Origin of the sequence: uncultured Aquitalea sp., assembly GCF_945957525.1 — a bacterium.
Classification (GTDB): domain Bacteria; phylum Pseudomonadota; class Gammaproteobacteria; order Burkholderiales; family Chromobacteriaceae; genus Aquitalea.
The window spans coordinates 73,282-99,591 of sequence record NZ_CAMFLA010000002.1; the positions used below are offsets into that span (position 1 = coordinate 73,282).

Below are 26,310 nucleotides of genomic sequence, written 5' to 3' on the forward strand. Positions count from 1 at the left end.
GCCATGCATGGAAGACGGCGGGCTGGGCGGGGGACTCACAATAACAAAAGAGGAGTTGCGGGCATGCTGCTTGCCATGCTGTCGCTGGTGACAATGGGCATTGTCATTTCATTGCTGGCCTACTACCTGGGAGATCGATTCGCACGGTTTCCGGGCGGCGAATGGGATGGCGGCCATGGAGAATTCACCACGAGCGGAAGACTGTCTTCGGCCGACTCTTGGGCCAATCGCGCCTGGCCGGCGATCCGCGACCGCGTGCAGTTTCCACCGCTTTATCTGCCGGCCCAGCAAGTGGCCAGCCGGCTCAATCCGGGCAAAGTGTATCTGGTGGACCCGGCCAATCTGTCCTGCACCTGCAATTACTTTCTCATACGCGGCGCGCGCGCGGCCATCGGCAGCAAGGAGCGGTTGTGCCGCCATTTGCGCAATGTGTACGCCAGCCAGGGCAATCCCAGCGCGCTGATCCGCATGGTGCTGCTGGATGACGCGCACTACGGCGAAACCGATCAGCTATGGTCTGGCGAAGTGGACGGCATCCCGGTCGTGATTGCCTGGCGCGAGGGCGATCCCTGGGTGGCGGTCTACACCCGCGCCAGCATTACCAATGGCGAGCCGGACTTTCAGCGTTATGTTTTCCATCTGGACAACGCCGCCTGGGGCGAAGGCCGCATTCCGCGCGCCAATGCGCAATCCATCCGCCAGATGCTGGCAGACTGGTTTGCCGACCCGCATCTGGCGGCCTGAGTCGCAGGACCCTTCGGCCAACCTTCATCCAGCTTCAACCTTGATGTGCTAGAACGGAAGCATCCCCGCTCTGACAGGATGCCGGTTTGACGCTGATCACCCGACTGTTCGCCCTATTGCTGGCTTGTTCTGTCGCCATGCCTTTGTTGGCTCGCGCGGACGGGCCGCCATTGCCGCTCACCATCTATACCGATGAATGGCCGCCGCTGAGCTATGTCGACAACGACGAAGCCAAGGGCATGGCGGTGGAGTTGGTCAACCTCTTGCAACAGCGCCTGCAGACCAGCTGGCCGGTCCAGCTGATGCCATGGGCGCGGGCTTACAGTTACCTGCTGACCCGCTCCAACGTGATGCTGTTTGTCATGGGGCGCAATCCGGAGCGGGAGCGCCTGATGACGCTGGTGGGACCGGTGGCCACCTCCACCATCATGCTTTATACCCGCAAAGGCGAAGCCCAGCGCTTGCGCTCGCGCGGGGCGGGCTTGTCCGAGCTGCCGCTGAGCGGTTTTCGCAGCAGCATTTTCGTGGCGGTGGCTCGCAAGCATGGTTTCGTCAATATTCTGGAAAGCGCTGATTCCGCGCAGTCGGTGCGGCAGTTGATGTCGCATCGCGTGGACCTCTGGTCGGAGGGCGACAGCGTGGTGGACAGCGTGCTGCAAAAGATGGGTCTGCCGGCCGGCAGCGTGGAGCCGGTCATGCCGCTGGAACAAGTGGATCTCTATCTGGCGTTTTCCAGAGGCACGCCGCGCAGCGTGGTGATTGCCTGGGAGAAAGCCTTGCGCGCAGCCAAGCAGGATGGCAGCTACGCGGCGTTGTACCGGCGCTGGTTGCCCAGTGCGCCCATGCCGATGACTGTAGAACGGGCGGGCCTGGAACCGGTTTCTGATTGAAACACTGGTTAACATTATTTCAAGCCGCCCACGCTGGCGTCATTTCGCGTTAACGCGCACAATTCGGCCATGATCGACGCCCCTCGCGGGCCAAGGAGTCCATAGTCATGAAAAAAATCGTTAGCTCCCTCGTGATCGTCGCATTCGGCGCCGCCAGCCTTAGCGGTTGCGCCAACATGAACGACACCCAGAAAACCACCGGTACCGGCGCCGCTATCGGCGCGGGCGTCGGCGCGGTGCTGGGCGCCATCACCGCTGGCGGCCATACCGGTCGCAGCGCCGCCACTGGCGCCGCCATCGGCGCAGCCTTGGGCGCAGGCGGCGGCTACCTGTGGTCGCAGCACATGCAAAAGCAGAAGGAAGCCATGGAGCAAGCCTCCAAGGGCACCGGCGTCAGTGTGAGCCAGACCAACGACAATCAGTTGAAACTGAATATCCCGAGCGACGTGTCCTTCGACACTGGTCGTTACGACATCAAGCCCAATCTGCGCCCGGTGCTGGAACGCTTCGCCACCACGCTGCAGCAGAACCCGGTCACCACCGTGCGCATCATCGGTCATACCGACAACACCGGCACCGACGCCATCAACGACCCGCTGTCGGTGAATCGCGCCAAGGCCACGCGCGACTATCTGGTGGCGCGCGGCATCAGCATGAACCGCATCGCCATTGATGGTCGCGGTTCGCATGAGCCCATTGCCGACAACAGCACCGCTTCCGGTCGCGCCGCCAACCGTCGCGTGGAGATCTTTGTGGGTGAATCGGCGCAGTAAGCGCGCCTTCCTGCTTGATGAAAACCCTGCCCGTCGGGCAGGGTTTTTTCTTGCGTGCCGCCGGCCTGCGGCAGACTTGATAAGCAAATGCCTTTTTCTTGGTTCTGTCTTGCCGGATGCGGCTTTACAGTGGCCTCATCCATAGAAGAGGGCGAGCGACATGAAAGCCATGATCATAGGCGGCGACAAAGTGGACACCACTCGTCGCGCTTTGCTGGAATCCGGTTTCGCCGACATCGTTCACTGGACGGGCCGGAAAACCAACGACCTGCGCCGTCAGGTGCCGGGCGATATCGACCACATCGTCATCATGCTGGACTACTGCAATCACAATCTCGCCAAGCGCATGCGCGATGTGGCGCGCGAGCAGCGCATCGGTCTGTCCTATGTTGGCCGAAGGCAGCAGGCGGACCGCGCCGGCAGCGGCGCCGTGCTGAAGGGGGCGCTGGGCGTGCTGTCCGCGCATTGAGCACAGGTTCGCAGCAACCATCGTCCTGGGCTGAAGGGGCGATCAGCATTCCCGGCAGCAGATGAATAGGCAAAAGCCAGATCCGGCCACGGTCGATCTGGCTTTTTACGTTTGCTCCAACCTTGCCCGGCCGCGCTGGGCCTGGAAGGTTGAACGGGCCAGTCCGAGGGCCGGCCCGTGGTTTTACAACGTGGCGATGGAAACTTCGGTGGATTTGACGAAGGCAATCACTTCCGAGCCCACTTTCAGGCCCAGTTCTTTTACCGAACGGGTAGTGATGACCGAGGTGACAATGCCGGAGGCGGTTTGCACGTCTACTTCAGACAGTACTGGGCCTTCGATGATCTCCTTGATCTCGCCCTTGAATTGATTGCGCACATTGATGGATTTGATGCTCATGGTGTTCTCCTGATGGGTTACAGCGCCCAGTGCAGACGGGCGAATTCGATATCGCGTTCTGGCGCGGGGGCAGGGGTTTCGCCGGCGAGCGGGCCTTGCAGCACGCGTTGCAGCAGGTAGTGTTCCAGCCGGACAAAATCGGGGTGAGAGCTGTTGCGTTGGCGGGGGAGATCCACCGGCAGATCTACCGCCACCTTGCCGTTTTCCAGCAGGATCACCCGGTCGGCCAGTGTGACGGCCTCGCTGACATCGTGGGTCACCAGCACGGCGGTGCCGCCGTGCGATAGCCATAGCGACTCGATCAGCGCCTGCATTTCCAGCCGCGTCAGCGCGTCCAGCGCGCCCAGCGGTTCGTCCAGCAACAGCAATTGCGGCTGATGCACCAGGGCGCGCGCCAGCGCGACGCGCTGGCGCTGACCGCCGGACAGGCGGCTGGGCCATTCGTGGGCGCGCTCTTCCAGCCCCACCTCGCGCAAGGCGTCCAGCGCCTGTGCGATGGAATCGGCCGGCAAGCCCAGCGCCACGTTCTGCAGTACGGTTTTCCAGGGTAGCAGTCGCGAATCCTGGAACATCAGCCGGGTGCGCGCTGCGCCAGGCGCATGCAACTGGCCGCCATCGGCCCGGTCCAGCCCGGCCAGCAGTCGCAGCAGTGTGCTTTTGCCGCAGCCGGAGCGGCCGACGATGGCGACGAACTGGCCTTGCGGAATATGCAGGTTGATGGCTTGCAGCACCTGACGTTGGCCGAAGCGGCGGTCGACGTTGCTCAGACGGATATCCTTGTCCAGCGGACGGTCATCGGGTTTCATGGTGGTTTTCCGGTTACAAGGCGGTTTGCAAGGCGGGGTGCCAGGCCAGCAGCCGGCGCTCCAGCAGCCGCACGCTGATGTCCACGCCCTTGCCCAGCAAGGCGTACAGCAGGATGGACAGCACAACGATGTCGGTTTGCAGGAATTCGCGGGCATTGGAGGCTAGGTAGCCGATGCCGCTGTTGGCGGCCAGTGTTTCCGCCACGATAAGGATGATCCAGGCAATGCCCAGCGCGTAACGGACGCCCACCATGATGCTGGGCAGCGCACCCGGCAGAATCACATGGCGAAACAGCGGCCAGCCGCGCAGGCCGTAGCTGCGCGCCATCTCCACCAGGCCCGGGTCCAGCGTGCGGATGCCGTGCCAGGTATTGAGATACACAGGAAACAGGGTGCCAAAGGCCACCAGAAACAGCTTGGCGGTTTCGTCAATGCCAAACCACAGGATCACCAGCGGCAGGATGGCCAGCGGGGGGATATTGCGCAGCATCTGCAAGGTGGTGTCCAGCAGAGTTTCGCCCAGTCGCGACAGGCCGCTGATCAGTCCCAGCGCCAGACCCAGACTGGCGCCGATGGCGAAGCCGATACCGGCGCGGACAAAGCTCACCCACAAATGTCGGGCCAGTTCGCCGCTGGCGGCAAGCGTCCAGCCGGCTTCCAGAACATGCCAGGGCGAAGGCAGTACCCGGCTGTTGAGCCATCCTTCAGCGGCTGCCAGCTGCCAGGCCAGCACGATGACGGCCGGTGCGAGCCAGGGCAGCAGCTGGCGTTTCAGGGAGGCGATGCGGAATGCGCTCATGCGGTTCTCCTCAGGCAGCGGCGGCCGGGCTGGGCGCATGCTGATTGGCCATGATTTCGCCAAACGGGCTGTGAAAACCCGCGCTTGCGGCGGCCTTGCCTTTGCCCGGCAAGTGCGGGAACAACAACTCCGCCACGCGGTAGGCTTCGTCTAGGTGTGGATAGCCGGAAAACACGAAGGTATCGATGCCCAGCTCGGCATATTCCTGCATGCGTCTGGCGACGGTGGGGCCGTCTCCCACCAGCGCCGTACCCGCCCCGCCGCGCACCAAGCCAATGCCGGCCCACAAATTGGGCGAGATTTCCAGCTTGTCGCGTTGGCCGCCATGCAAGGCCGCCATGCGGCGCTGGCCTTCCGAGTCGGCGCGGGACAGGGTTTGCTGGGCGCGTGCGATGGTGTCGTCGTCCAGCTTGCTGATCAGCGCGTTGGCCGCAGCCCAGGCCGCTTCGTTGGTTTCACGCACGATCACATGCAGGCGGATGCCGAAGCGCACCGTGCGGCCATGACGGGCGGCGCGCTCGCGAACATCGGCAATCTTGCGCGCCACTTCGGCTGGCGGCTCGCCCCAGCTGAGGTACACCTCTACATGCTCGGCGGCCAGATCATGCGCGGCGTTGGAGGAGCCGCCGAAGTAGAGCGGCGGCCAAGGCTTGCTCACCGGCGGGAACAACAGCTGCGCGTCTTTCACCTGGATGTGCTTGCCGTCCAGATCCACTTTTTCGCCAGCCATCACCCCTTTCCATATGGTAAGAAATTCAGCCGCAGCCTCGTAGCGTTCATCGTGCTGGAGCCAGCTGCCGTCGCCGGCCAGTTCCACCGGATCGCCGCCGGCTACCACGTTGACCAGCAAGCGGCCATTGGAGTGACGATCAAAACTGGCCGCCATGCGGGCCGCCACCGTGGGCGACATGATGCCGGGCCGCACCGCCACCAGAAACTTCAGCTGGCGGGTGAGCGGGACCAGGCTGGCGGCCGTCACCCACGGGTCTTCGCAAGATCGGCCGGTGGGAATCAGCGCGCCGTCGAAACCCAGGCTGTCGGCAGCGCGGGCGATTTGGGCGAGGTAATCGTGGTCCACCGTGCGCGCGCCCTCGGCGCTGCCCAGATAGCGGCCGTCGCCGTGGGTGGGGAAAAACCAGAAAACTTGCATGGTGTGTGTCCTTGTTGTCCTGGCGGCGGTCAGCGCGCGCCGGCCGGTTTCCAGGCGATGTCTTTCACCTGGATGGCCTTGGGGATCAAGCCGAGCCCATAGAAGGCATCGGCCACTTTTTGCTGTTCGGCCAGCACCTGCGGCTTGAGGTAGCTGACGCTGTAGTCCGGATGGCGACTGAGCACGCCTTCAAAGGTGGACGCATCCAAGCCGGAATAGCCCGCCAGCGTTGCGGCAATCTGTTTGGTGTCGCCGGAGAGCTGTTTGTTGTTTTCTGTCAGGGCTTTGAAGACGGTGTCGATGACTTGCGGATTGGCTTCGGCAAACTTGCGCGAGGCCAGATAGAAGGTATTGTTGCTGCTCAGGCCCTTGCCGGTGGTCAGTACGCGGACATGGCCGGCGTGCTGAGCGGCGGCGTAGTAGGGGTCCCAGATGGTCCAGGCGTCGACATTGCCGCGCTCAAAGGCGGCGCGCGCTTCCGACGGCGACAGGTACACCGGGGTGATGTCCTTGTAAGCGATGCCGGCTTTGGCCAGCGCGCTGACGGTGAGGAAGTGTGCGCTGGAGCCCTTGGTGAAGGCAATGCACTTGCCCTTGAGATCGGCCAGCTTGCGGATGGGCGAGTTCTCCGCCACCAGGATGGCGGAGGATTCCGGCTTGGCCGGCTCTTGCCCGATATAGACGATATCGGCGCCTGCGGCTTGGGCGAATACCGGCGGCGAATCGCCGGTCATGCCGATGCTGAGGCTGCCGGCATTGATGGCTTCCAGAATCGGCGGACCGGCCTGGAATTCATACCATTTCACGCTGACGCCCAGTGGCTGCAGCTTTTTTTCCAGCGTGCCTTGCGCTTTCAGCGACAACAGATTGATGGCGCTTTTCTGATAGCCGATATTGAGGTCCACCGCCAGCGCCGAGGCGGAGACGCCCAGCGCCAGCCAGCCGGCGGTAAGCAGAGTTGTCAGTCGTTTCATGCGGGGTTTCCTTGCAGGTTTACAGGCTGATGCGGCTGATAACGTGACGGGTGTCAGCATCGCGGCGCGCGCGCGGCGGGGTAAGCGGCAGCTGTTCGATGAAGTCCTGAGCCGCCTGAGTCAGGCGCAGGTCCAGTTCTTCGGCCAACAGCGCCTCGCCGCCATCGCCTTTGCCGATTTGCGAATCGATGGCAAACACACCCTGATGAATGTCGCTGGCCTTGAGCGCCGCCAGCACCGGTTTGATGGCGTAGTCCACGGCCAGTAGGTGGCCGGGAGACCCGCCGCTGGCCAGCGGCAGCACGGGCTTGCCGGCGAAGCCGCCTTCGGGGATCAGATCCAACATCACTTTCAGTGCGCCGGCATAGGCGGCCTTGTAGACCGGGCTGGCAATGATGATGCCGTCTGCGGCTTTCACCTTCTGCTGGAAATCTTGTACGGTAGGATGGGCAAAGTCGGCGTAGATCAGCGCATCCGGCGGGAAATCGTAAATCGTCACCAGTCGGGTTTCGATGTCTTGCTCTTGCAGCAGGCCGCTTACCTTATCGATCAGCTTCGCAGTCCTTGACTGACGGCTGGGGCTGCCGGAGATGGCCAGTACTTTCATGATGGTTCAGCTCGGTGGGTGAGAGCGCATACCGTACCAGCAGCCCCCTTGGCGGCAGAACCAAGTATTTCTGCTAATCAAATTCGCAAATGGAATGGAAACTGCCACGGGCGGGGCGGTGCGTCAGCTCCCCGCCGCTTAATGCCGACGTTGTACGGCGGAGCGGCGGCGGTTACCATGATCGGCCTTGCGCCTTCTGCGCATGGTTTTTAATCTTGCAAGCCTAGCTCTGACGTACGCCATGATGAAACCCGACATGCCAACTCTGCTGCTATCGCTGATGGTGACCAGCGGCGTGCTGGCGATCGCGGTGCTGGCGGTGGCGCTGAGAACCCGCACCCATCGCGGCTTGCTGACCTGGGGTATCGGCCTGCTGTTCAACGCACTGTCCTACCCGGCCTTTGGCCTGCGTACCGTCGGCTTGCTGAAAATCTCCATTCTTTCGGCCAACGTGCTTACTGCGCTGACAATGTCGCTGCACGCTATCGCCATCTCCAGCTTTCAACGACACCGGGCCAATCCGCCGCGGTTTTCCCTCATGTACGGCCTGGCGGTAGCCAATGCCTTGTTGGCCTGGTGGTTCATGGACAATGACTACTGGCGCAACCTCTCGGTGTCGGCGACGCAAAGCGGCCTCGCCTTGTTCCTGTTGTGCCAGAGCTTTGCGCCCGGTCTGCGGGAGCCGCGCGTCACCGGGCGCTGGGTGGTAATCACAGGTTGCATCATTCTGGTGACGGTCTTTGCCGTCAGAACCGGCATGATGTTGGGCAACGGCAATTGGGTTCCCTATTTCAGTGTGCCGATGAACGTGCAGATCATCTCCTATCTGGCGGTGTTGACCGTGCTGCTGCTCAATACCATGGGTTTCGTGCTGATGCAGATGGAACACGCGCTTTCACAGCAACAGGCGCTGGCCACGCACGACGCCCTGACCGGCGTGTTCAACCGGGCCGCCTTGATGGATGCCCTCAAGCTGGCTGGGGCGCGAGCGCGAAGAGAGCAAAAGCCGCTCGCCATCCTGATGATCGACCTGGATCGCTTCAAGGATGTGAACGACAATCATGGCCACCTGACTGGCGACCGGGTATTGCGCGACGTTGCCGGCCGCATTGCCGATCGCCTGCGCGGCTCCGACATCCTGGCGCGCTACGGCGGAGAGGAGTTCATTGCAGTGCTGCCGGATACCGATGGCGAGGGCGCGCTGGCGGTGGCCAATGACATCCTGCGAGAAGTGCGGGAAAGACCGGTGCGGGTGGAGCAGCAGACCATCCCGGTGACGGTGAGCCTTGGCGTCAGCGCGATTACGCCTGGTGCAGGCGAAGCGGAACTGGATTTTGAAGAGCTGATCGCCCGTAGCGACAGCGCCATGTATGCGGCCAAGCGCGGCGGACGCAATCGCATTGTGTTGGTTTGAGTTGCGCATGGACGGCAACGCGTCTAAGGGCCTGCGCCGGCAGCCATCAAACGCCCTGACTGCAGGGCGTTTTGTTTTTCCAGGTGAAATCCAGGTTGGAGCTGGCATAAAGACATGAGCTTTGATCTTGTCGCTACAGCTGGCGATGTTGGGCGGTTTACCATGAGTTGTTCGGTAATTTCCCTTTAGAGATTAGAGAAAAGGAGGGTGGCAATGAGACCTTTCCTGAAACCCATCTGCATCGTGGCCAGCATGTTGCTGTTAGGGTCCGCGTCCCCTGGTCCGGCGGTTTCCCATCAGTTACAAACGAACATCGGGCCGGAAGCCGCCAGGCAGCCCCATGTCCTGAAGCAACTCAAAAGGCTGACCCCGGCGCGGGTGCGATGAGCCTGGCGGAGTTCTGGCTGGCCGAAAGGTGGGTTGCGGCTTGTTTCCACCAGCGGCTACCTCCTGTGTGGTCTACCTTGAGGAGGCATAACCGTTTCATTCCTTCGTTTGTTCTCTCCAAGTCGAGCCCTTGAACCCGTCCATGGTGGGATGGGTTCTTTTTTCCTGTGGTCTTCCGGTCGTAACCTGCTACGTGGCCCTCACCCCAAGCTAGTGACAGTCATTCTGCTGGCGTCGCAGGCTTATCAATGTTGTCAGTGATCGGTGTTGGTCAGCACTTAATCTCCTCCGCCGTATTGCTGCCCATGTCTAGTAAGGGCGCGCTTCAGACGAGGAGGGGCGGTGGGTGGTTACGGACGAGCGCGCATCAAGCGTCGACGTCCCTTGCTTGGCGCATGGCAAATCAGCCTGGCGGCAAAAACAGGGCTTCAGGCAGATAGAATGGAGGGTGTGGAGATGGGCAAAGATGCCTCCAACAACCACGAGGCAGGTCAGTGTTGCGAAAATTATTGACAAATCAAGGACATGTGGTGATAATGGCTCTTCCTCTTCAGGGTGGCTCAGCTGCAAGCTACCTGCCTCGCCTTGGTTGCTGTCGTGTCGTACAGCATTTTTCGATCTGGTCTACAAAGTCATCAAAGATTCCAATGTGCGTTTGAGCATTTTGGGTGCTGTCTTTTCCCGTATGACTGCCTTGTCAAATGAAGATATGATCAAGCTGGAGGGTGTTGTTGTCGGAATGCTGCCGGAATCCCGCTTCGCGTTCGGCTTGATAACAATACCGAGGCACTGGCTTATGGCTCTGGCAAGATGAAGCCGCGCCGTGTTCGTGTGACTGAGAGGGTCTTGTTGCTGAAATGTTGCCATATGATTTTGCCACGGGGCGGGTCAATTTATGGTATTCAACAGCCAAACAAATACAACCTACGGCAAAATGTAGTAGGCATTAATAGCTGCGCATGATAAGCGGGCTGTAAGGAAAATAATTGAAAGTAAGTGAGTTGAAAATGGGTGATAAAATCACTCAGTGTATAGAGAATTCTATAATTGCATTTGAAGTAATGGCGGTTAAGCAAATTGGTCGTCGTTTCGTGGTTACCTTTAATTCTGCTTTTGGCACTGAAACCGCAAGTTATCAAGGTGATGCCTGTATCCCTACGGCGTAAAGCAAAAACCTGCCTTGTGGCAGGTTTTTACTAACAAATCATATCCAATAAAAAAGCCCCGTTTGGGGCTTTTTTATTGCCAGCGAATTGCTTAGAGCGGCTGGATGGCGGTTGCCGCCGGGCCTTTTTGGCCCATTGCCTTGGTGAAGCTAACTTTCTGACCTTCGTGAAGGGACTTGAAGCCGTCAACACGAATTTCGGAGAAGTGGGCGAAAAGGTCGTCGCCGCCATTGTCCGGAGTGATAAAGCCAAAACCCTTGGCGTCATTGAAAAATTTAACGGTACCAGTTTCCATGATGGACTCCATGAATTGATTAACGGCAATGTGAATGCCAAACAGCATGATAGTCAAGGAATAGATATGGAAACAAAGCAGACCAACAGGGTGGGCAACGAGGCATCAATAGATATGGCACTTGAAAATCTTGCTACACCTTTATACAGGGTTATTCCCATCGAGTCAATTTTTTGATTTTGAGCAATATTGTCTTAGCCCGCCTGGCGGGGTTACGCTGTGGGTGAACTGCTCAGGGGATGAGGGATGGATGGCCCCTCCGTTCACCTCGTTCATGCCTTCAAAGATCAGCTTGTACTCCTTGCCAGTCTGGGTCAGTGCCTCGATGGTAGCTCAGCGCCAATGCTGGCGCTCCGTTCAGTCCAGCAAGATGTTGGCCGGTGACAGGTCGCGCAGATCCATCTCGATTCCCATGTCGCCGACACGAGTCACCCGGCTAGCGATGCCGCCGCCAGGATTGCGCTAGTCTCCGACGTGAGAAGTCCAGAGTGGCGCCTGGCTCATAGACTCACTGGTCCAGCACCATGGAAATAAATTTGCTGCCCTAGTATCTACAGAATAGCCCAACCAGAACGCCTACATCGAATATTTTAACGGGCGCAATCCCCACCTGACCATCTCGATGACTCTGGAAACGAGATCAAACCAGTTCTTACCTAGATCAATTTTGATGAAGTATATGGCAGCAGTGTTTTTATATACATATAAAATTGATAGTAAACATCTGTCACGCTATAACGGAAGAGTCGAAAGTTATCTAATCAGAGCTCGATATCTTGGTTGATTTGCTCAGCCGAAGGAGTAGGATTGATCAGAATCGCAAAAATAATTTTCTGCATTGTTGTAATCAGCTTGTCTCGATCATAAATGAAACCATTGAATACCACGCCACGGATGCAGCCGGCAATTGAAGTTACTAGAACTAAGACCTCTTCACGACTGACTCGCTTCATCCTGTATTCATTTGCATCAATATAACGATCGACGACATCAAAAATACCCTCAGCTAAGGCAATGCGTCCATCGACCAATCTAGGGTCCTGATCCATCGCCCAACCGATGGGGGCAAGAATGCGCCGCCATTTTTCCTCGGGCAAATATTCGCTCAGCAGTCGAGCAATAAACTCATTAATGAGGGCATCTGCTGACACCAAGCAGGGGTCGGCGCTTTTTAAATAACTAACCAATCGCTCCACTGTGGCGTCATGATAATGCACTATCATGGAATTTATTATTGAGTCTTTGTTTGAAAAGTATTGATAAATAGTCCCGGTGGAGAATCCGGAAGTTTCGGCTAGCTTATTGGTATTGAATCCTTCAAGACCGAATTTATCCAATACCCTCTCAACCGCTTGGTAAATAATTTTAATTGTACGAGACGACCGCTCTTGTTTTGGTCTCTTTCTCACAGCACCTCCAATCAACTAGCATAAAAAATTATCCCTGCATGATTATTTATAGGCCGCATAGCGTTTTTAAGAGAAATTTAAGTTCGTAAAGAATCAATATACCTTAACAATCCCACCACTACCCACTCAATATCCAGCAGCAATGCCGATATTTTTTGATAATTTTTCATTTCCAGTTCAAAAATAAAATTGCTAAATGAACCTGCGGAATCAACAGCAAACTTAAAATCACCGGACGGATTCGGCTCTACAATCAGGCTATTGAATTTTCCTAGTACTTCTGTTACTTCGTAAATAGAGCAATTTATCACCAAGGCAGCCTTTCCTCCTTCATTCAGGCTGTCAGTCTTGGTAATATGCAACTCGCGCTCTGTCGATGTTAGCAGCTCGCACAAATCGATCAGACTCAAATCATTACGCCTGTAGTCGTTTATTGAAAACAAAATTTTCCTTAATTGGAATGCATAAGCCCCCAGAGTGCTGCAAGTAGAAAAATTTAACACAGACAAAGACATGATATCTCCTGCAATAAAATTACTGCCTCACCGCATAGGCAGCAGAATCTACAGTCTCTTTAAGATTTCTGGTATGCATTTCATGATTAAATTTCGCTCAAATGGAAATATAATCAAAGTGCCATTGCTGGAGTCAAAAAGATTGATGGCACCATGCATTACATCGACAGCTTTTTGCATGTTCTTTCTGGCAAGGCCGAACCGAAAAACACTCAGTGCATGTGAAAAGACACTCTGCAAAACTCTGATTTCCTCAATATCATCAAAAGCATTTTCTGATAGCAAGATTCTGTTCAAATGGCCTGACATTTCAGATGAAGGCATCAACTCGCTGCTATTCATCACTTTTTCACCAATGCTAGATTATTCATAAACAACCAGATAATACAAAGCATCCAGCGCAAGAAAATCTTCTTCTTCCAGCCTGACAATGATAGCTACTCTATTGATAGCTGAATGTAAGCGTGCTGACGCCACGCACAATGCCAGCTGTAGCATCTCCACGGGAGTAATATCGAACCATGAGTGGAATATTGCTCAAATTGGCAGAGGAGCCGAGCAAAAACTGATTGGCATTTCCATTGGCAGAGGAGTCTGGTCCATAAGTGATAGGTTTTCCATTATATAAAATTTGCAAACCTACATTGGTTGCAGTAGAGGAGGGTGCCAGTGACAAAACATCACTAGTATTCGCCGGATTCGATGCATCTGTAAAAGTCACATAAACATTAGTGCCTGCATTGCAGCTTAACGGAATACTCCCACTAGTTGTTCCTGCCGTTGCCCCAGCACTTATCAGATCTCTAGTGCCGACATCCGGCAAGGAAATAGTTACAGCCTTATTGGCAACAGCGCATGAAGTTAAACCATTTACAATGGTTCCACTTACCAAGGTCTCATTAACAGATATTGTGGGCGCGCAGCTAGATGAAAAGCTATAGTCAACATTCGGCATGCTGGTTAAGGAGCCCGATCCAACTGTCCCTACCACAATGAGATCGGCATCCACCCAAAATTGAGCACTACCCGACCCGCTAGCCGCCAATGTAAAATCGTAGCCACTAACTGGATCAGCTTCATAACCTCCTCCAATCATGGTCGTCGACTTATACATAATGCCCACGCCCGGAATATTGGTTTGATAAACATCTTTATAGCCAGGCACCAGTGTACCGTTTACTGTCGATGTTTTTCTTACCGAACATCCAGCCATCGAGTTATAGCGAAACGACCCTACCAGATACGTGGACGCTACGACGCTTCCCAGCTTTTTGTTAGCCGGGATATCTAGCGATGCACCAAAATTGAGTGGATTAATTCCAATCAATGACATCGTTCCCGCACAGACAGGAGGAATGCCAACCAAAACAAACAATATAAAAATCACTTTATGCACATCACCCTCCCACCTCAAAGTAAACTACTGTCAAATCAGTTCGCATATTCAGTAATGCATTGCGTATGAATATTTGACAGCCGGTTTTTATCCACTTTATCCGGCAACTGATAACTAAAGCTGCATTGCTGATCCTTGCCCGCGCCCCAGCTGGCGGTCAGCGTTTTACCTTCCATGCCGCGCAGGAAGGCCCGTCCGCCCTGTCCAATCATGGTCACGCTATCCTGGTCGGCAGTACTGATGTTTGCTCCCATGGGCAACAGACGACCGTCAGGTTGACGCAGCGTCACGACCACTGGCTTGCCCTGCTCGGTCGCAAACTTCATCAGCACGATGGCCCCCGCTCGCGGCGCATCCACTTGCATGGTGGCCTGCAAGGCCACATCCTGCGGCATGTCTTTAGGGTCCAGCATGATTTCGTTGCGACGATAGGGCATCAGGCTGGGCACTACGGCATAGCCGTCCTTGTTGACGCGCACCCCGTTGCTATTGCCCACCACAGCCCCCTCAGCTCCAGGCGCTTCGATCACGGCAATCGACTCTCCCAGCGATTGGGCGGCGGTAATGCCGCCGGGGTGGAATACCAGCGCACCATTGATGCCGGCATTCAACTGCGAACGCCCGCCATTGCTGCTCGCCCCCGCGCTGACGGTGGCGCCTGAAGAAGCATATTGCAGGCTGCCACCGCCACTGCTGCTGGTATTGCCATTGCTGCTCTGGTTGGTATTGGCATAAGCGTTGTAGCTGAGGTTGTGCAGCTCGCCGGTAGTGCCACTCAGATTGAGCTGGGTATTGCTGCTGTGATCACTACTGCTGGTATGGCTTGCACTGAGCGTCGGCGCGTAAGGTTCGCGTCCCAGGGGTAGCGTCAGGCTCAGGTTGTACTGATTGACATTACGTCCTTGAGCATCATGCATGCGGCTTGCGGACAGGCTGTAGCTCATCCACTTCAAGCTATTGCCGTAACCAATCTGATAGGTAAGATCTCGTCCGCCCTGATTCCAGTAATCCTGCGTGCTGCCACTCAGGAACAGCTGGCCCCAGCCCTCACGCAGCGGCTGATTGACATTGATCTGGAAGCGGTTTTTGGTGCGATAGACCACACCATTCTGGTTGATCAGGTTGACGTAGTCGCGAAACTCCAGATAACCCGAGGTGGAATAGCGATATGCAGCCACCGTAAAATTCGTGCGGGTCATTTCCAGTAGCTTGCTATACGTCACCCGGTAACTCTGCCCGCTCATTTCCCCACTACCATCTGGAGTGTAGGGTAGATCACTGGCCCAAGACTGGGTGACATCCAGTGCCAGCGCCCCCAGCCCGGTGTTGACACCAATACCGAACAGGCCAGTCTGATAATGCTCGGCCGCCAGCGCCCCGCCATACAGTGTTAGGTTATTGCCTAGGCCACGCTGATAGGAGGCCTGCACAAAATCTGGCAGTTTCTGTAAGCTGCTATCGCGCCATTGCCCTGCTGTAAATGAATAGCGTGATTGACCAGGCCGCAACAGCTGCGGCACAGCGGCATAAGGCACTACAAACTTGCGGACACGCCCGTCCGCCTCAGTAATTGTGACTTCCAGATCACCAGAAAAACCGGTGCTGTAAAGGTCGTCAATACTGAACTCGCCCGGCGATACAACATTTTCATAGATCAGATTGCCGTTCTGGCGGATGGATACCTTGGCATTACTTTCCGCCACTCCCCGCACCACCGGGGCATAGCCTTGCATGGAGTCCGGCAGCATGCGGTCATCGGAATTCAGCTGCAGGCCACGGTATGGCACACTGCTGAACAGCTCCCCCGGTGTGAGGTAATCACCGATAGTCAGCACCGATTTCCAGTCAGTGATATCACGCTGGGCATACACCGCGGTGGTCTGAAATTCGTTCTGGCTCGTACTATTGCTACTTTCTGCACGAGAAAATGAGCCGTTATAGCGCAAGCGCCAAAGTCCGATATTGAGGCCGGCATTGGCTGCAGCAAAATACTGCGTGGCTGTGCCGGCCACGCCGTTGTCGTAACGGTAGGCGTTGGCATTGTAGTTAAGGAAGCCGGCGAAGGGTGCCCCGGCATCCCAGTATTGCGGATCGACATAACCGCGCACTTGAGCACGCAAGTACTTTTGCGGAATGCTGACATCCAGCCGTAAATCGGCACTGTTGAATGTGGCATAGGCCGCCGGCACCATACTGGCAATATCAAGGCACTGCGGGGACGGCATGCCCTCTACCAGGTTGGTATCCCTGAGCTTGCTGAAATCCACGCCCATTTCATCCAGCATGGCTCGGGAAAAGCAAGGCCGCACCTTCTGCTCAGCCATGTCCTGCATTGTTACTTCCCGGCTGCCAATCCAGTTGTTGTTGACGAAAACATCAACACGGTAGCGACCGGGCAATGTAGCACCGGCACGGTTAAAGCGCGACAGATCAACCGCTTGCCTCCCGCCCTGATCAATAAAGACGGGGTTGAATTGCACATCATTCAATGCCAGCTTGCCTGCCGCCTCCACTTCGGCCTGTGCGGCATGACTGGCGAATGCACTACATAGCAGCAGGCTTAAACGTGTAGCAATCCAGCGCCCAGCAGGCGCTTGCATCTGCTTCTGTTTCTGTTTCATGGCGAAACCAATCCCGTAGTGACACTGGGTGCAGCCCGAGCGGCGCCACCTTCCAGCCCGACCAGTCCCTGATGCACAACAACGGCACCATAGTCATTGATACTTTCGTAACGCAGCTTCAACTCGCCAGCAGGGTGGCTCTTCAGGTCTTTGAAAACGAAATCGTAGCTACCGCCCGGCGGCACCATCCCGCTATCGGACTCCAGCTCGCGCCCCGTCACAGGTAGAAGCACGCGGTTTACCGTCACGTGATAAGGCGAGGCATTAACGGCATGTAACAGATAACCTTTGCCAGCCGCTTGTGGACGAATACTCCAGGACAGCCTCTCTGCAGCCTCTTCCGGCGTGCCGGGCAAGCCTGCGGGGCGATAGAACAGCTTGAGACGCGAACGAAACGCCACCTGCATATAGTTGCGCGGCTCGCTGCCCGCCTTGGGCATGGGGGGGATATCCAAGACATTAAGCCAAAATATGGACTCTTTATCTTTAGGCTGATCCTGTCCGACAAAGGCAATACGTAATGACTGCCCTTTATCCGGATCAATACGGGAAATCGGCGGCAAAATAATAAAGGGTGTATCAGCTGAGCTTGGGCTGGATTTGTCATTGCCACGGTCAGCCCAAGCTTGAACCAAGGCAGGCTCCTTGCCAGGATTATTCACCTTGATGGTTATCTCGCGATCCTGTTCGCGATAAATGACACGAGTGCCTGACAGCACCACGCCAGCCGATACTGTATCAACAGTAAGAAGGCCAATAGTCCCAAACAAGACAATTGCCCCGTATATTGTCTGATTTCTCATTTCCAAGCCTGCTTTTGTAAGGTTGTCTGGCTGACCACACCGAATGGCATGGTCAGCACCAAGCAGCTTGTTAATTACGGATATGCAATCGTGTATTGAACGCTGGTGGCCACCGTGCCGGCCGTTGCGGCACCGCCTGCGGCAATGTATTGAGCGTAATAGCTCATGGTGGCCTTGCCGCCGCTCACGGCCACTACTTGCGAATTGGCATTGTTGTTCAGGTTAATGGCCTTCATGGTGTCGCTCAGCAGCTGCACCTCGACATTGGTGGCCGAGCCACTTGCAGTGCTGTTCAACAGATTGCCGGTAGCCGTATTAATAGTCGGGCCGGCTTCAAAGTTGGTTTGCGCCTTGGCTACACCTGCAGGGCAGCCAGTGAGACTGATAGAAAACGGGGTAGCACCTGCAGTGGCACCTGCAGTAGCTAGCGTGGTAGTACCTACAGTCGGCAAGGTGACCGATATATTCTTGCCGGCAGTTCCGGCCGGTGTACAGGTATTTGCCGTTACATTGCCGGCGATATTAATAGTGCCATCGCTTGCCAAGGCGGTTGCCGAATAAAGAGATACCCCGGCCAGTAGGCCAAGTGCAATTTTTTTCATGCTTTAGACTCCGAGATTAATGCCACCAATGGCATTGGTAGGCATGTATTTAATAAATAACAGACGCATCAACAGAAATATAAAAACCTGTCGTTGAGGCTATGGAAGTCGCCTACTTAATTACGTTTATGGTCATGTGTCACATTGGTGACCAATAAGAAATTAAGGGGCATAAATCGAGTTAAAATTACCCCGATCTATTGCTGTTAATTATATAGATGCGGAGGCTGATTAAATACTCGCGTTATTTAGTTAAAGTCAAAACAAGTGACACAAAACCCATACTTCGAACGGTGTTATTTGAAACAGGTCGTCAGTCGGCCTGTAAGCAAAAAATTACTAGCCAATCCCACTTTTTTTATTAAAAAAATTGTTAAATGTTATAAGCAAGGATGGCGAAATGACATCCGCTTCAAAGTCATGCTGCTGGCTACCATGTATTTATTTTTTTTTCAACTCGCAAATAATTGGCCTGCCTAGGCACCTGAATGGCCAGTTGACGCCTGCCTGAAAGTCGTGCGCTCAAGGGCTAAGATGCCAAGCCGACGTACTCGCCATGTCTCAATGCATGGTTGAGGCAGTAGCAGTTCAATATCGGAACGGGGCGTTGTATCAATAGAAACCCCTGACGAGCAGGAGTGTACGGAGGGGTGACGAACACCATGTGTTTGATGGCACAGCCAGAGAAGCTTGCCGCTCGGGAATGCAGAGAACAGTGTTGGGTGCCAGCAAGTACAAGAAAGTTGGCAATGACAAGCTTGCTGGAGCGAGGTACTAAGAGCGGCTAACAATAATGGCCAGAACAAGTTGGTGCCAAGCCTTGTCAGACGGGCATGAGATGTCAACTTGTCACCCAGGAAACTGGGGCGTGTACTGAATTTTGTGTAAACGGACATTTGGCAGGAAACTGCCACCTAGTCTGGAGACACAATGAGCTCGAAGAAACACGACGTACCTGACACACTACTGGACAGCTTGCTGGCCAATTACCAGAAGCCCGGAGACCTCATCGGTGAGAACGGCCTACTCAAGCAGCTGACCAAGCTGCTGGTCGAGAAAGCACTGGATGCCGAGATGGCCGCACACCTTGGTCATAGCAAACACGAGCCGGTGCTCAATCCGGCCGGCAACACCCGGAACGGTAAGAGCCGCAAGACCCTCAAGGGCGAGTTCGGCGAACTGCCTATCGAGGTACCACGTGACCGCCAGGGCACCTTCGAGCCACAACTCATCCCCAAGCACCAGACCCGCTGGACCGGCTTCGACGACAAAGTCATCTCGCTTTACGCCCGAGGGATGGCTGTTCGAGAAATCCAGGCCCATCTGGAAGAGATGTATGGCACAGAGGTCTCCCCCAGCCTGATTTCCTCCATCACAGATGCTGTCAGCGAGGAGGTCAAAGCCTGGCAGGCTCGCCCTCTCGACTCGGTCTATCCGATCATCTACCTTGACTGCATCCACGTGAAAGTACGTGAGGGGGCTGTACGTGTGAAGGCCGTCTATCTCGCCATCGGTATTACCCTAGCTGGAGAGAAGGAGGTTCTGGGGATGTGGCTGGCTCAGACGGCAGGGGCCAAGTTCTGGCTACAGGTCGTGACCGAGCTGCGTAACCGGGGCGTACAGGACATCTTTATCGCCTGCGTCGATGGCCTGATGGGTTTCCCGGAGGCTATCGAGGCGGTCTTCCCGAAAGCAGCCGTGCAGTTGTGCATCGTGCACATGGTACGGCACAGCCTGAACTACGTGTCGTGGAAGCGGCGTGCTGAAGTAGCCGCCGACCTGAAGCGAATCTACCAATCTGCGACCCTCGACGAAGCTGAGCAGCGGCTAGGTGAGTTTGAGGCCAAATGGGATGAGGAGTATTTGCCGATTGGTCAGTCCTGGCGGCGCAACTGGGCTCGGTTGACGCCGTTCTTCGACTACCCGCCGGAGATCAGGAAAGTGATCTACACCACCAATGCCATCGAGTCGGTGAATATGAGCCTGCGAAAGCTGACGAAGAATCGGGGCTCGTTCCCGAGTGATGAGGCGTTGCTGAAACTGTTCTACCTGGCGCTGAGGAACATCAGCCAGAAGTGGACCATGCCGATTCGGGATTGGAAGGCAGCGCTGACTCGCTTTACCATTCAGTTCGAGGAGCGCATTCCATAGGCGTAACCCAAACCCCGTTTACACAAAAATTCGGGCAGGCCTCAGAGGCTGAGGAAATCGTGACAGCCGCTGCTTCTCATGCCACTTCATCTCGTGGTGAGGGCCGTCCCCGTTTGGATGATCGGGCGGCTCTGACAGCTCTTAGTATTCGTCAGGGCTGCGTATGTAGCGAACGCAGCCCTGCTTGGCGCATTAAGACGAAACGCCCCGCTCATTGGCTATCTGTTGAATTGCTGTTACGACTGAGTCAGCACCTGACCGGATCTGGAAGATTACTTCTCCAACCTTGCTAACGTGTTCAACACTTGCCCTCGCCTTGGTAGAGATATCAGCCATGCTATCGACCGCCAAAGCGGTGCTTGCTTGGATATTGCTAACCATTCCTGAAATCTGGCTGGTTGACGCCGTAGTACGCTCGGCCAGCTTCCTTACCTCATCAGCCACCACCGCAAAGCCTCGACCGGTTTCACCTGCTCGAGCCGCTTCAATTGCTGCATTCAGTGCCAGCAGGTTTGTCTGGTCTGCGATGTCCTTGATGGTCTGAACAATACTCCCAATCTGCTGAGAATCAGCACCTAGGCGTGTAACATTCTCCCCGGCTTGGCCAATGTCGCTCTCCATGGCCTCGATCTCACCCACCGCGGTCTGAACACTGGCGACACCTTCATCTGCCCAGTGTCGGGTTTGCTGGGAGGTGTTAAATGCAAAGACTGCGCTGTCTTGTTCTTGCTTGTGCCGCTTCACCGAAGTAGTGATATCGGTAGAAAACTTCACTACTGATATCACCTTACCTTGCTCATCAAGTACGGGGTTGTAGGTTGCTTCCAGCCAACGTTCGGAGCCGTCGCGAGCAATGCGCAGGATCTGTCCAGAAAAAAACTGCCCGTCTCTCAGGTTGCTCCAAAGCCGACTGTACTCATCACTGTTTACAAAGGAGGGCGGGCACAGTTGTCGATGATGATGGCCGATCAGATCTCCTGCGGAGTAGCCCATGGTATTCAGGAAGTTTTGATTGACGGCGGTAATCGTGCCATCTGGAGTGAACTCAATAACTGCCATCGAGCGGTCAATGGCATTTAGCATTGCCTGACTTTTCAGGCTTGCAAGGACTTTTTCGGTAATGTTGCTGGCAAATTTGATGAAGCCAGTTACTTTGCCGTCTTTATCTTTGATCGGGTTGTAGGTGGCCTCAAGCCATACAGGATTGCCATCCTTCTTGATGCGTTTGATCTGGCCTGAAAACTGCTGACCATTGCGTAAGCTGCTCCAGAACTGCTCATACTCACGGGATGCCGTGTATGACTTCTCGCAAAAGGTTCTGTGGTGCAAGCCTTTTATGTCGGCCAACGATTCATAACCCATAACGCTGACGAAGTTGGGATTGGCTTCTACCACATTTCCGGTCATATCAAACCGTACAATGGCAGTGGATCGACTAACAGCATCGAGAATGGCCTGAAGCTCATGATTTTCATGGCTGAGGTGGGTGATGGTCTCGTGCAACTTTCGATTGAACATGCGGAGATCTCCCCGAGGAGGTGAAAATCAAGTAAAAACTATTGAGTCATGTCTACTTATAGCCTCTCGGTTAGTTCTTCGGCAAGGGTTTCATTGAATCACCCCTCCTTTTCTAGCAGTCTGTTGAAAAACTCATCAGTCGGGCGCATTCCTGCATCTACTTGCTTATGACGCCGCTTCTGCCTGTTCCCAAGAGCTACTTTTCCGGCCAATTCAAGCTGAAATCTGTCATCGAATGGGCTTTGGCTGCGGATTTCGCGTTATTTGTGTTCTTACGCAAGCTCCGGACGCAATCTCGCCAATGTTCGCAGCCGTGGTAGGTTGTATGGTTTGGTACTGGTGCTGGTGCGGGACGTTATCTTGTTTCTGCATGTGTACGGCAAGCGGGCGTGGGTCAGCACGGCCTTGGGGGGCAGTGCTATGCCGGCAAGCGTCAGGCACCCATCTGGCTTTGCGTGTAATTCTCCAGACCAATGAGGTCGATCAGTTTGAGCTGCTTTTCCAGGAAGTAAGCGTGATCCATTTCGGTGTCGTCCAGCTGGGTAACCAGCATGTCGCGGGTCACGTAATCCTTGGCGGCTTCGCATTGCGCGATGCCCTTTTTCAGTGCGGCGGACACTTTGTATTCCACGGCGAGGTCGGCCTGCAGCATGGCTGGCACGCTATTGCCGATGTTCAGCGCCTCGCGGGTGGCCATGTCCGGCGTGCCTTGCAGGAAGAGGATGCGCTGCATGATGGCCTTGGCGTGCTGGCGTTCGTGCTCGGCTTCGTGCAGGGCATGTTCCGCCAGCTTGCCCAGCCCCAGGTCGTGGTACATCTCACCGTGAAGCCAATATTGGTCGATGGCGGTCAGTTCGCCCATTAGCAGTTGGTTGAGCAGCGTGATGATGTTGTTGTCGCCTTGCATGGGGATGTCCTGTTTTTTGATAAAGGGTATTCGGCAGAATCGCAGCTTGCCGGCGACAAATCAAGACGAGAACGCCCCGCTGGACGGGGCGTCGGATTTCTTCTTCGACCAGGTTTGCCGAAGGCGGCTTATTCCCAGCGGATCAGCGCGTACAGCTTCTTGCCGCGCTTGAGCAGGGTGTATTCGCCAAACAGGCGGTCGGCGTCGCCGAAACGGTATTCCAGGCTGTCGGCCTTGACGCCGTTGATGCTGACCGCGCCGCTCTGGATGAAGGTGCGTGCCTCGCTCTTGGATTTGGCCAGACCGCCGGCGGCCAGTGCGTCGATCAGATTATCGGCGTCGCGCGGCAGAGCGAGAGAAGGCAGGCCGTCTTGCGCCAGTTGGGCGAAGTCGTCGGCGGTGAGGCTGGTCAGGTCATTGCTGAACAGGCTGGCGGTGATGCGTTGGGCAGCTTCCAGCGCTGTTTTGCCATGCACCAGCTCGGTCACCTGTTCGGCGAGGATGCGCTGGCCTTCCGGCTTGCCTTCACGGGTTTTGTCGGCCTCTTCGATGGCGGCGATCTCGGCCACGGACAGGAAGGAGAAGTAGCGCAGGAATTTGTAGACGTCGGCGTCGGCGGTACCCAGCCAGAACTGGTAAAAGGCGTAAGGCGAGGTCTTTTTGGCGTCCAGCCAGATAGTGCCGGACTCGGTCTTGCCGAATTTGGTGCCGTCGGCCTTGGTGACCAGCGGCATGGTCAGGCCGAAGACTTGCTGCTGGTTCAGGCGGCGGGTGAGGTCGGTGCCGGCGGTGATGTTGCCCCACTGGTCGGAACCGCCGATCTGCAGCTTGCAGCCCAGGCGCTTATTCAGTTCGGCGAAGTCGTAGCCTTGCAGCAGGCTGTAGGAGAACTCGGTGTAGGAAATGCCCTGGTCGTCGCGGTTGATGCGCTGCTGCACGGCTTCTTTCTTGATCATGGCGTTGACGGAGAAATGTTTGCCGATGTCGCGCAGGAATTCCAGTGCGCCCATGCTGCCGAACCAGTCGTAGTTGTTGGCCATGACTGCGGCGTTCTCGCCTTCAAAGGTGAGGAAGGGAGCCACCTGGGCGCGAATCTTGTCCACCCAGCCGGCGATGACGTCGGGCGTGTTGAGCTTGCGTTCGGTGGCCTTGAAGCTGGGATCGCCAATCATGCCGGTGGCGCCGCCCACCAGAGCGACGGGTTGGTGGCCGGCTTGCTGGAAGCGACGCAGCATGAGGATGGGCACCAGACTGCCGATGTGCAGACTGTCGGCAGTGGGATCGAAGCCGCAATACAGGGTGATCTGTTCCCGTGCCATTAGCTCGGACAGGGCCGCTGCGTCAGTGGTTTGCGCGATCAGCCCGCGTGCTTCCAGATCTTCCATCAGTGATGCTTGCTTCATTACCCTCTCCGACACATTCATGAATGGGACTGCCGTTTCGCGCCAAGAAGTTTGTCTTCGCGCCGTCGCGACAGCAGTCGCCGCAAAAGCGTCAATACTACCGCAAAACCCTCTTTCTGCCGACTCTTAGGCTGTGGCGCTTTACGCTTGTTAACCGCTTGGCCATTGTCTGAGCGGGGCGATCTGGTCCAAACTGACGGTTTCATCTGAATATCGCCAATGCCAGCCCATTCGCGTGTTGCCCTTAGCGGCGTGCGCGCTCGGTTTTGCATGGCGCCTTGTTGGCGAAGTGATTCATCTTGTATGCGAGGTTGGCCGAATGGCGAGCAAGATCAAGGTTTGGGATTTGCCCACGCGTTTGTTTCATTGGAGCCTGGCGGCGCTGTTCGGCGGCATGTGGTTTACCGGTGAGCAGGGTGGGGACTGGCTGCATTATCACGTGCTATGCGGCGAGGCGATCGGCGGGCTGCTGCTTTTTCGCCTGGTGTGGGGTGTGGCAGGCAGCGACACCGCGCGTTTCAGTCAGTTCATCAAGGGGCCAGCGGCCATTCGTCGCTATCTGAAGGGCGAAATGACCGAGGCGGAGCAGCCGGGTCACAATCCGCTGGGCGGCCTCATGGTGCTGGCCTTGTTGCTGGCTCTGTTGGCGCAGGTGGTGAGCGGCCTGTTTGCTACCGATGTCGATAGTTATCTGTTTGACGGCCCGCTGGCCAAGCTGGTTGCCAGCGGCGCGTCGGAATCCATCACCGCCTTGCATAAGGGCTTCTTCAATGTGCTGTTGGCGTTGGTGGGTTTGCACGTGGCCGCCATCCTGGCTTACCGCTTCATCAAGGGCAAAAATCTGGTCAAGCCGATGATTACCGGCCGCAAGCAGGTGGAGGGCGAAGCGACTGCGCTGCGTTTTCGCCCGGCCTGGCTGGGCCTGGCGACACTGATAGTGACGGGCGGAGGGGTAATGTTGTTGCTGTCGCGTTTGTAAATTGCGAACGCACCATGAAAAAGCCGGCGAATGCCGGCTTTTTCAATGGGGTGCTGCTTGTTGGGGCGCTTGTTTAGCGTTCCGGGCCGCGGAAGCTGTCGTGACAGGCTTTGCAGCTTTGGGCTACCACGCCGTAACTCTTCTTGATGGCCGCCAGGTCGCCACTGCGGGCGGTGCTGGAGAGGTCGTTGACCGACTTCAGGAAGTTGTCCTTGGCGCTCTGGAACTTGGCCGGCTGGCTCCAGATTTCCGGTTTGGCGCGGCTCTTGCCGTCGATGCTGCCTTGCGGGAAGTGATTGAACGGCTCGGCGGACAGTTGCTTCAGTGTGTCGGCCTGTTTAATGAAGGCGTCTTTATTGTAGGGGTCTCGGTCGCGTACAACCATGCCCATCGGTTCGAAGGCGCGCAGGATTTTCTTGAAGCTCTGGGTGCGGACTTCGGTCGGGCTGTCGGCCATGGCGGCAGGGATGGCAAGGGCGGTCAGCAGTAGGGCGGCGAGGATTTTTTTCATAGTGGCGATATTGTGTGCGGCGTTGGCGAAGAAGGCTCCCCGGTGAGTGGGGAGCCAGTCTGTTTCAGCAAGGGGCTAGTTTATCAGTCCTTGCGGAAGGCGTCGTGACAGGCCTTGCAGGTTTTTTGCACTGCGCCGAACTGCGCCTTGATGGCGGAGAGGTCGCCGGTTGCAGCCACTTGTTTCAGTTTGGCGGTTTCGGCTTTGTGAGTGTCTACGGCTTTTTGCCAATCGGCGGGCTTGCTCCAGATTTCCGGCTTGGCGTCGGTTTCTTTGGCGGTTTTGCCGGCGGCGGTGCCTGGCGTGAAGTATTGCCAAGGTTGCTGGGCCAGCTCATCCAGGTGCGAGGCCAGCCTGGCGAACTCATCCTTGTTGTAAGCCACGTCGCCCTTGGCCATTTTGCCCATGGCGCCGACGTCTTTCTTGTACTGCTTGAATACATTCTGGCGGGCGGAGACGGGCTCGGCGGCGAAAGTCTGGCCGGCGGCCAGGACCAGCAGAGCGAAGAGCAGGATTTTCTTCATGAGGGGCTCCTTACAAGTGAGGGATGGATCAGTAAAAAATCGTATCACGCGAGCATGAACCCTTGAGACGGTTTATCCCTCGGAAAAATCCCTTAAGT

27 protein-coding genes are annotated in these 26,310 nt (G+C 56.2%); 8 read left to right on the plus strand and 19 right to left on the minus strand.

Annotation, left to right across the window (positions count from 1 at the left end; genetic code table 11):
• Positions 1-63 precede the first annotated feature (63 nt).
• From Q0P52_RS02085 to Q0P52_RS02100, 4 genes are all read left to right on the plus strand, one after another.
• Complete coding sequence (locus tag Q0P52_RS02085) at positions 64-744, plus strand: hypothetical protein (RefSeq protein WP_293764743.1); 681 nt, start codon at positions 64-66, stop codon at positions 742-744.
• Between the two features lie 86 nt (positions 745-830).
• Positions 831-1,634: a transporter substrate-binding domain-containing protein gene (locus Q0P52_RS02090; protein WP_293764744.1), complete on the plus strand. Its 804-nt coding sequence runs from the start codon at positions 831-833 to the stop codon at positions 1,632-1,634.
• A 107-nt stretch (positions 1,635-1,741) separates the two neighbouring features.
• Positions 1,742-2,407, plus strand: coding sequence for an OmpA family protein (locus Q0P52_RS02095; protein ID WP_293764746.1), 666 nt, complete (start codon positions 1,742-1,744; stop codon positions 2,405-2,407).
• A 160-nt stretch (positions 2,408-2,567) separates the two neighbouring features.
• Entirely contained in the window at positions 2,568-2,876 is a 309-nt protein-coding gene (locus tag Q0P52_RS02100) for a DUF2325 domain-containing protein (protein ID WP_293764748.1), read from the plus strand.
• A gap of 183 nt (positions 2,877-3,059) precedes the next feature.
• Here Q0P52_RS02100 and Q0P52_RS02105 read toward each other — a convergent pair whose 3' ends face one another.
• Genes Q0P52_RS02105 through ssuE form a run of 6 tightly spaced genes read right to left on the minus strand, consistent with a single transcriptional unit; the run spans position 3,060 to position 7,611 of the window.
• On the minus strand, positions 3,060-3,275 hold the full coding sequence (locus tag Q0P52_RS02105; protein ID WP_293764749.1) for a TOBE domain-containing protein: 216 nt from the start codon (positions 3,273-3,275) through the stop codon (positions 3,060-3,062).
• Between the two features lie 17 nt (positions 3,276-3,292).
• Positions 3,293-4,081: an ATP-binding cassette domain-containing protein gene (locus Q0P52_RS02110; protein ID WP_293764751.1), complete on the minus strand. Its 789-nt coding sequence runs from the start codon at positions 4,079-4,081 to the stop codon at positions 3,293-3,295.
• Positions 4,082-4,094: 13 nt separating this feature from the next.
• Positions 4,095-4,880, minus strand: coding sequence for an aliphatic sulfonate ABC transporter permease SsuC (gene ssuC, locus Q0P52_RS02115; RefSeq protein ID WP_293764753.1), 786 nt, complete (start codon positions 4,878-4,880; stop codon positions 4,095-4,097).
• A 10-nt stretch (positions 4,881-4,890) separates the two neighbouring features.
• Positions 4,891-6,030: an FMNH2-dependent alkanesulfonate monooxygenase gene (gene ssuD, locus Q0P52_RS02120; RefSeq protein WP_293764754.1), complete on the minus strand. Its 1,140-nt coding sequence runs from the start codon at positions 6,028-6,030 to the stop codon at positions 4,891-4,893.
• Between the two features lie 29 nt (positions 6,031-6,059).
• Positions 6,060-7,004 (minus strand): aliphatic sulfonate ABC transporter substrate-binding protein, encoded by a 945-nt coding sequence (locus Q0P52_RS02125; protein WP_293764756.1) that lies wholly within the window; start codon positions 7,002-7,004, stop codon positions 6,060-6,062.
• A 19-nt stretch (positions 7,005-7,023) separates the two neighbouring features.
• Positions 7,024-7,611, minus strand: a complete 588-nt coding sequence (gene ssuE / locus Q0P52_RS02130) for an NADPH-dependent FMN reductase (protein ID WP_293764758.1) — start codon at positions 7,609-7,611, stop codon at positions 7,024-7,026.
• Positions 7,612-7,867: 256 nt separating this feature from the next.
• Between ssuE and Q0P52_RS02135 the strand changes: the two genes are divergently transcribed.
• A complete protein-coding gene (locus Q0P52_RS02135; RefSeq protein WP_293764760.1) occupies positions 7,868-9,025 on the plus strand; it encodes a GGDEF domain-containing protein in 1,158 nt (385 codons plus the stop codon).
• Between the two features lie 1,373 nt (positions 9,026-10,398).
• Positions 10,399-10,578, plus strand: coding sequence for a hypothetical protein (locus Q0P52_RS02140; protein WP_293764762.1), 180 nt, complete (start codon positions 10,399-10,401; stop codon positions 10,576-10,578).
• Between the two features lie 91 nt (positions 10,579-10,669).
• Here the strand turns inward: Q0P52_RS02140 and Q0P52_RS02145 are convergent, their stop codons facing one another.
• The 8 genes from Q0P52_RS02145 to Q0P52_RS02180 all read right to left on the minus strand — a co-directional run bounded on the left by Q0P52_RS02145 (position 10,670) and on the right by Q0P52_RS02180 (position 18,219).
• Positions 10,670-10,873 carry a cold-shock protein gene (locus tag Q0P52_RS02145; protein ID WP_293764779.1) on the minus strand — a complete coding sequence of 68 codons (204 nt, stop codon included), beginning with the start codon at positions 10,871-10,873 and terminating at the stop codon, positions 10,670-10,672.
• Positions 10,874-11,634: 761 nt separating this feature from the next.
• Positions 11,635-12,282 carry a TetR/AcrR family transcriptional regulator gene (locus Q0P52_RS02150; RefSeq protein ID WP_293813648.1) on the minus strand — a complete coding sequence of 216 codons (648 nt, stop codon included), beginning with the start codon at positions 12,280-12,282 and terminating at the stop codon, positions 11,635-11,637.
• 77 nt (positions 12,283-12,359) lie between these two features.
• On the minus strand, positions 12,360-12,797 hold the full coding sequence (locus Q0P52_RS02155; RefSeq protein WP_293764766.1) for a hypothetical protein: 438 nt from the start codon (positions 12,795-12,797) through the stop codon (positions 12,360-12,362).
• A gap of 48 nt (positions 12,798-12,845) precedes the next feature.
• A complete protein-coding gene (locus Q0P52_RS02160; RefSeq protein ID WP_293764768.1) occupies positions 12,846-13,139 on the minus strand; it encodes a hypothetical protein in 294 nt (97 codons plus the stop codon).
• 100 nt (positions 13,140-13,239) lie between these two features.
• Entirely contained in the window at positions 13,240-14,193 is a 954-nt protein-coding gene (locus tag Q0P52_RS02165; RefSeq protein WP_293764770.1) for a fimbrial protein, read from the minus strand.
• Positions 14,194-14,228: 35 nt separating this feature from the next.
• A complete protein-coding gene (locus Q0P52_RS02170) occupies positions 14,229-16,814 on the minus strand; it encodes a fimbria/pilus outer membrane usher protein (protein ID WP_293764772.1) in 2,586 nt (861 codons plus the stop codon).
• The gene (locus tag Q0P52_RS02175) at positions 16,811-17,617 is read right to left on the minus strand and encodes a fimbria/pilus periplasmic chaperone (RefSeq protein ID WP_293764773.1); all 807 of its coding nucleotides are present in this window, start codon (positions 17,615-17,617) and stop codon (positions 16,811-16,813) included. The genes Q0P52_RS02170 and Q0P52_RS02175 overlap by 4 nt, the downstream gene beginning before the upstream one ends.
• 74 nt (positions 17,618-17,691) lie before the next feature.
• A complete protein-coding gene (locus Q0P52_RS02180) occupies positions 17,692-18,219 on the minus strand; it encodes a fimbrial protein (protein ID WP_293764775.1) in 528 nt (175 codons plus the stop codon).
• 930 nt (positions 18,220-19,149) lie between these two features.
• Between Q0P52_RS02180 and Q0P52_RS02185 the strand changes: the two genes are divergently transcribed.
• Positions 19,150-20,370 (plus strand): IS256 family transposase, encoded by a 1,221-nt coding sequence (locus tag Q0P52_RS02185; protein WP_293813649.1) that lies wholly within the window; start codon positions 19,150-19,152, stop codon positions 20,368-20,370.
• Between the two features lie 192 nt (positions 20,371-20,562).
• Here the strand turns inward: Q0P52_RS02185 and Q0P52_RS02190 are convergent, their stop codons facing one another.
• The 3 genes from Q0P52_RS02190 to tyrS form a co-directional block, all read right to left on the minus strand.
• Positions 20,563-21,888, minus strand: coding sequence for a PAS domain-containing methyl-accepting chemotaxis protein (locus tag Q0P52_RS02190; RefSeq protein ID WP_293765547.1), 1,326 nt, complete (start codon positions 21,886-21,888; stop codon positions 20,563-20,565).
• Positions 21,889-22,321: 433 nt separating this feature from the next.
• Positions 22,322-22,795: a bacterioferritin gene (gene bfr, locus Q0P52_RS02195; protein ID WP_293765546.1), complete on the minus strand. Its 474-nt coding sequence runs from the start codon at positions 22,793-22,795 to the stop codon at positions 22,322-22,324.
• A 128-nt stretch (positions 22,796-22,923) separates the two neighbouring features.
• On the minus strand, positions 22,924-24,198 hold the full coding sequence (tyrS, locus tag Q0P52_RS02200; RefSeq protein WP_293765545.1) for a tyrosine--tRNA ligase: 1,275 nt from the start codon (positions 24,196-24,198) through the stop codon (positions 22,924-22,926).
• 319 nt (positions 24,199-24,517) lie between these two features.
• On the opposite strand from tyrS, the gene Q0P52_RS02205 reads away from it, so the two are divergent.
• A complete protein-coding gene (locus Q0P52_RS02205) occupies positions 24,518-25,177 on the plus strand; it encodes a cytochrome b/b6 domain-containing protein (protein WP_293765544.1) in 660 nt (219 codons plus the stop codon).
• Between the two features lie 73 nt (positions 25,178-25,250).
• On the opposite strand, the gene Q0P52_RS02210 is transcribed toward Q0P52_RS02205, so the two are convergent.
• Both Q0P52_RS02210 and Q0P52_RS02215 read right to left on the minus strand, forming a co-directional pair.
• Complete coding sequence (locus Q0P52_RS02210) at positions 25,251-25,688, minus strand: cytochrome c (RefSeq protein ID WP_293765543.1); 438 nt, start codon at positions 25,686-25,688, stop codon at positions 25,251-25,253.
• 83 nt (positions 25,689-25,771) lie between these two features.
• Positions 25,772-26,212, minus strand: coding sequence for a cytochrome c (locus tag Q0P52_RS02215; protein WP_293765542.1), 441 nt, complete (start codon positions 26,210-26,212; stop codon positions 25,772-25,774).
• Positions 26,213-26,310 lie beyond the last annotated feature (98 nt).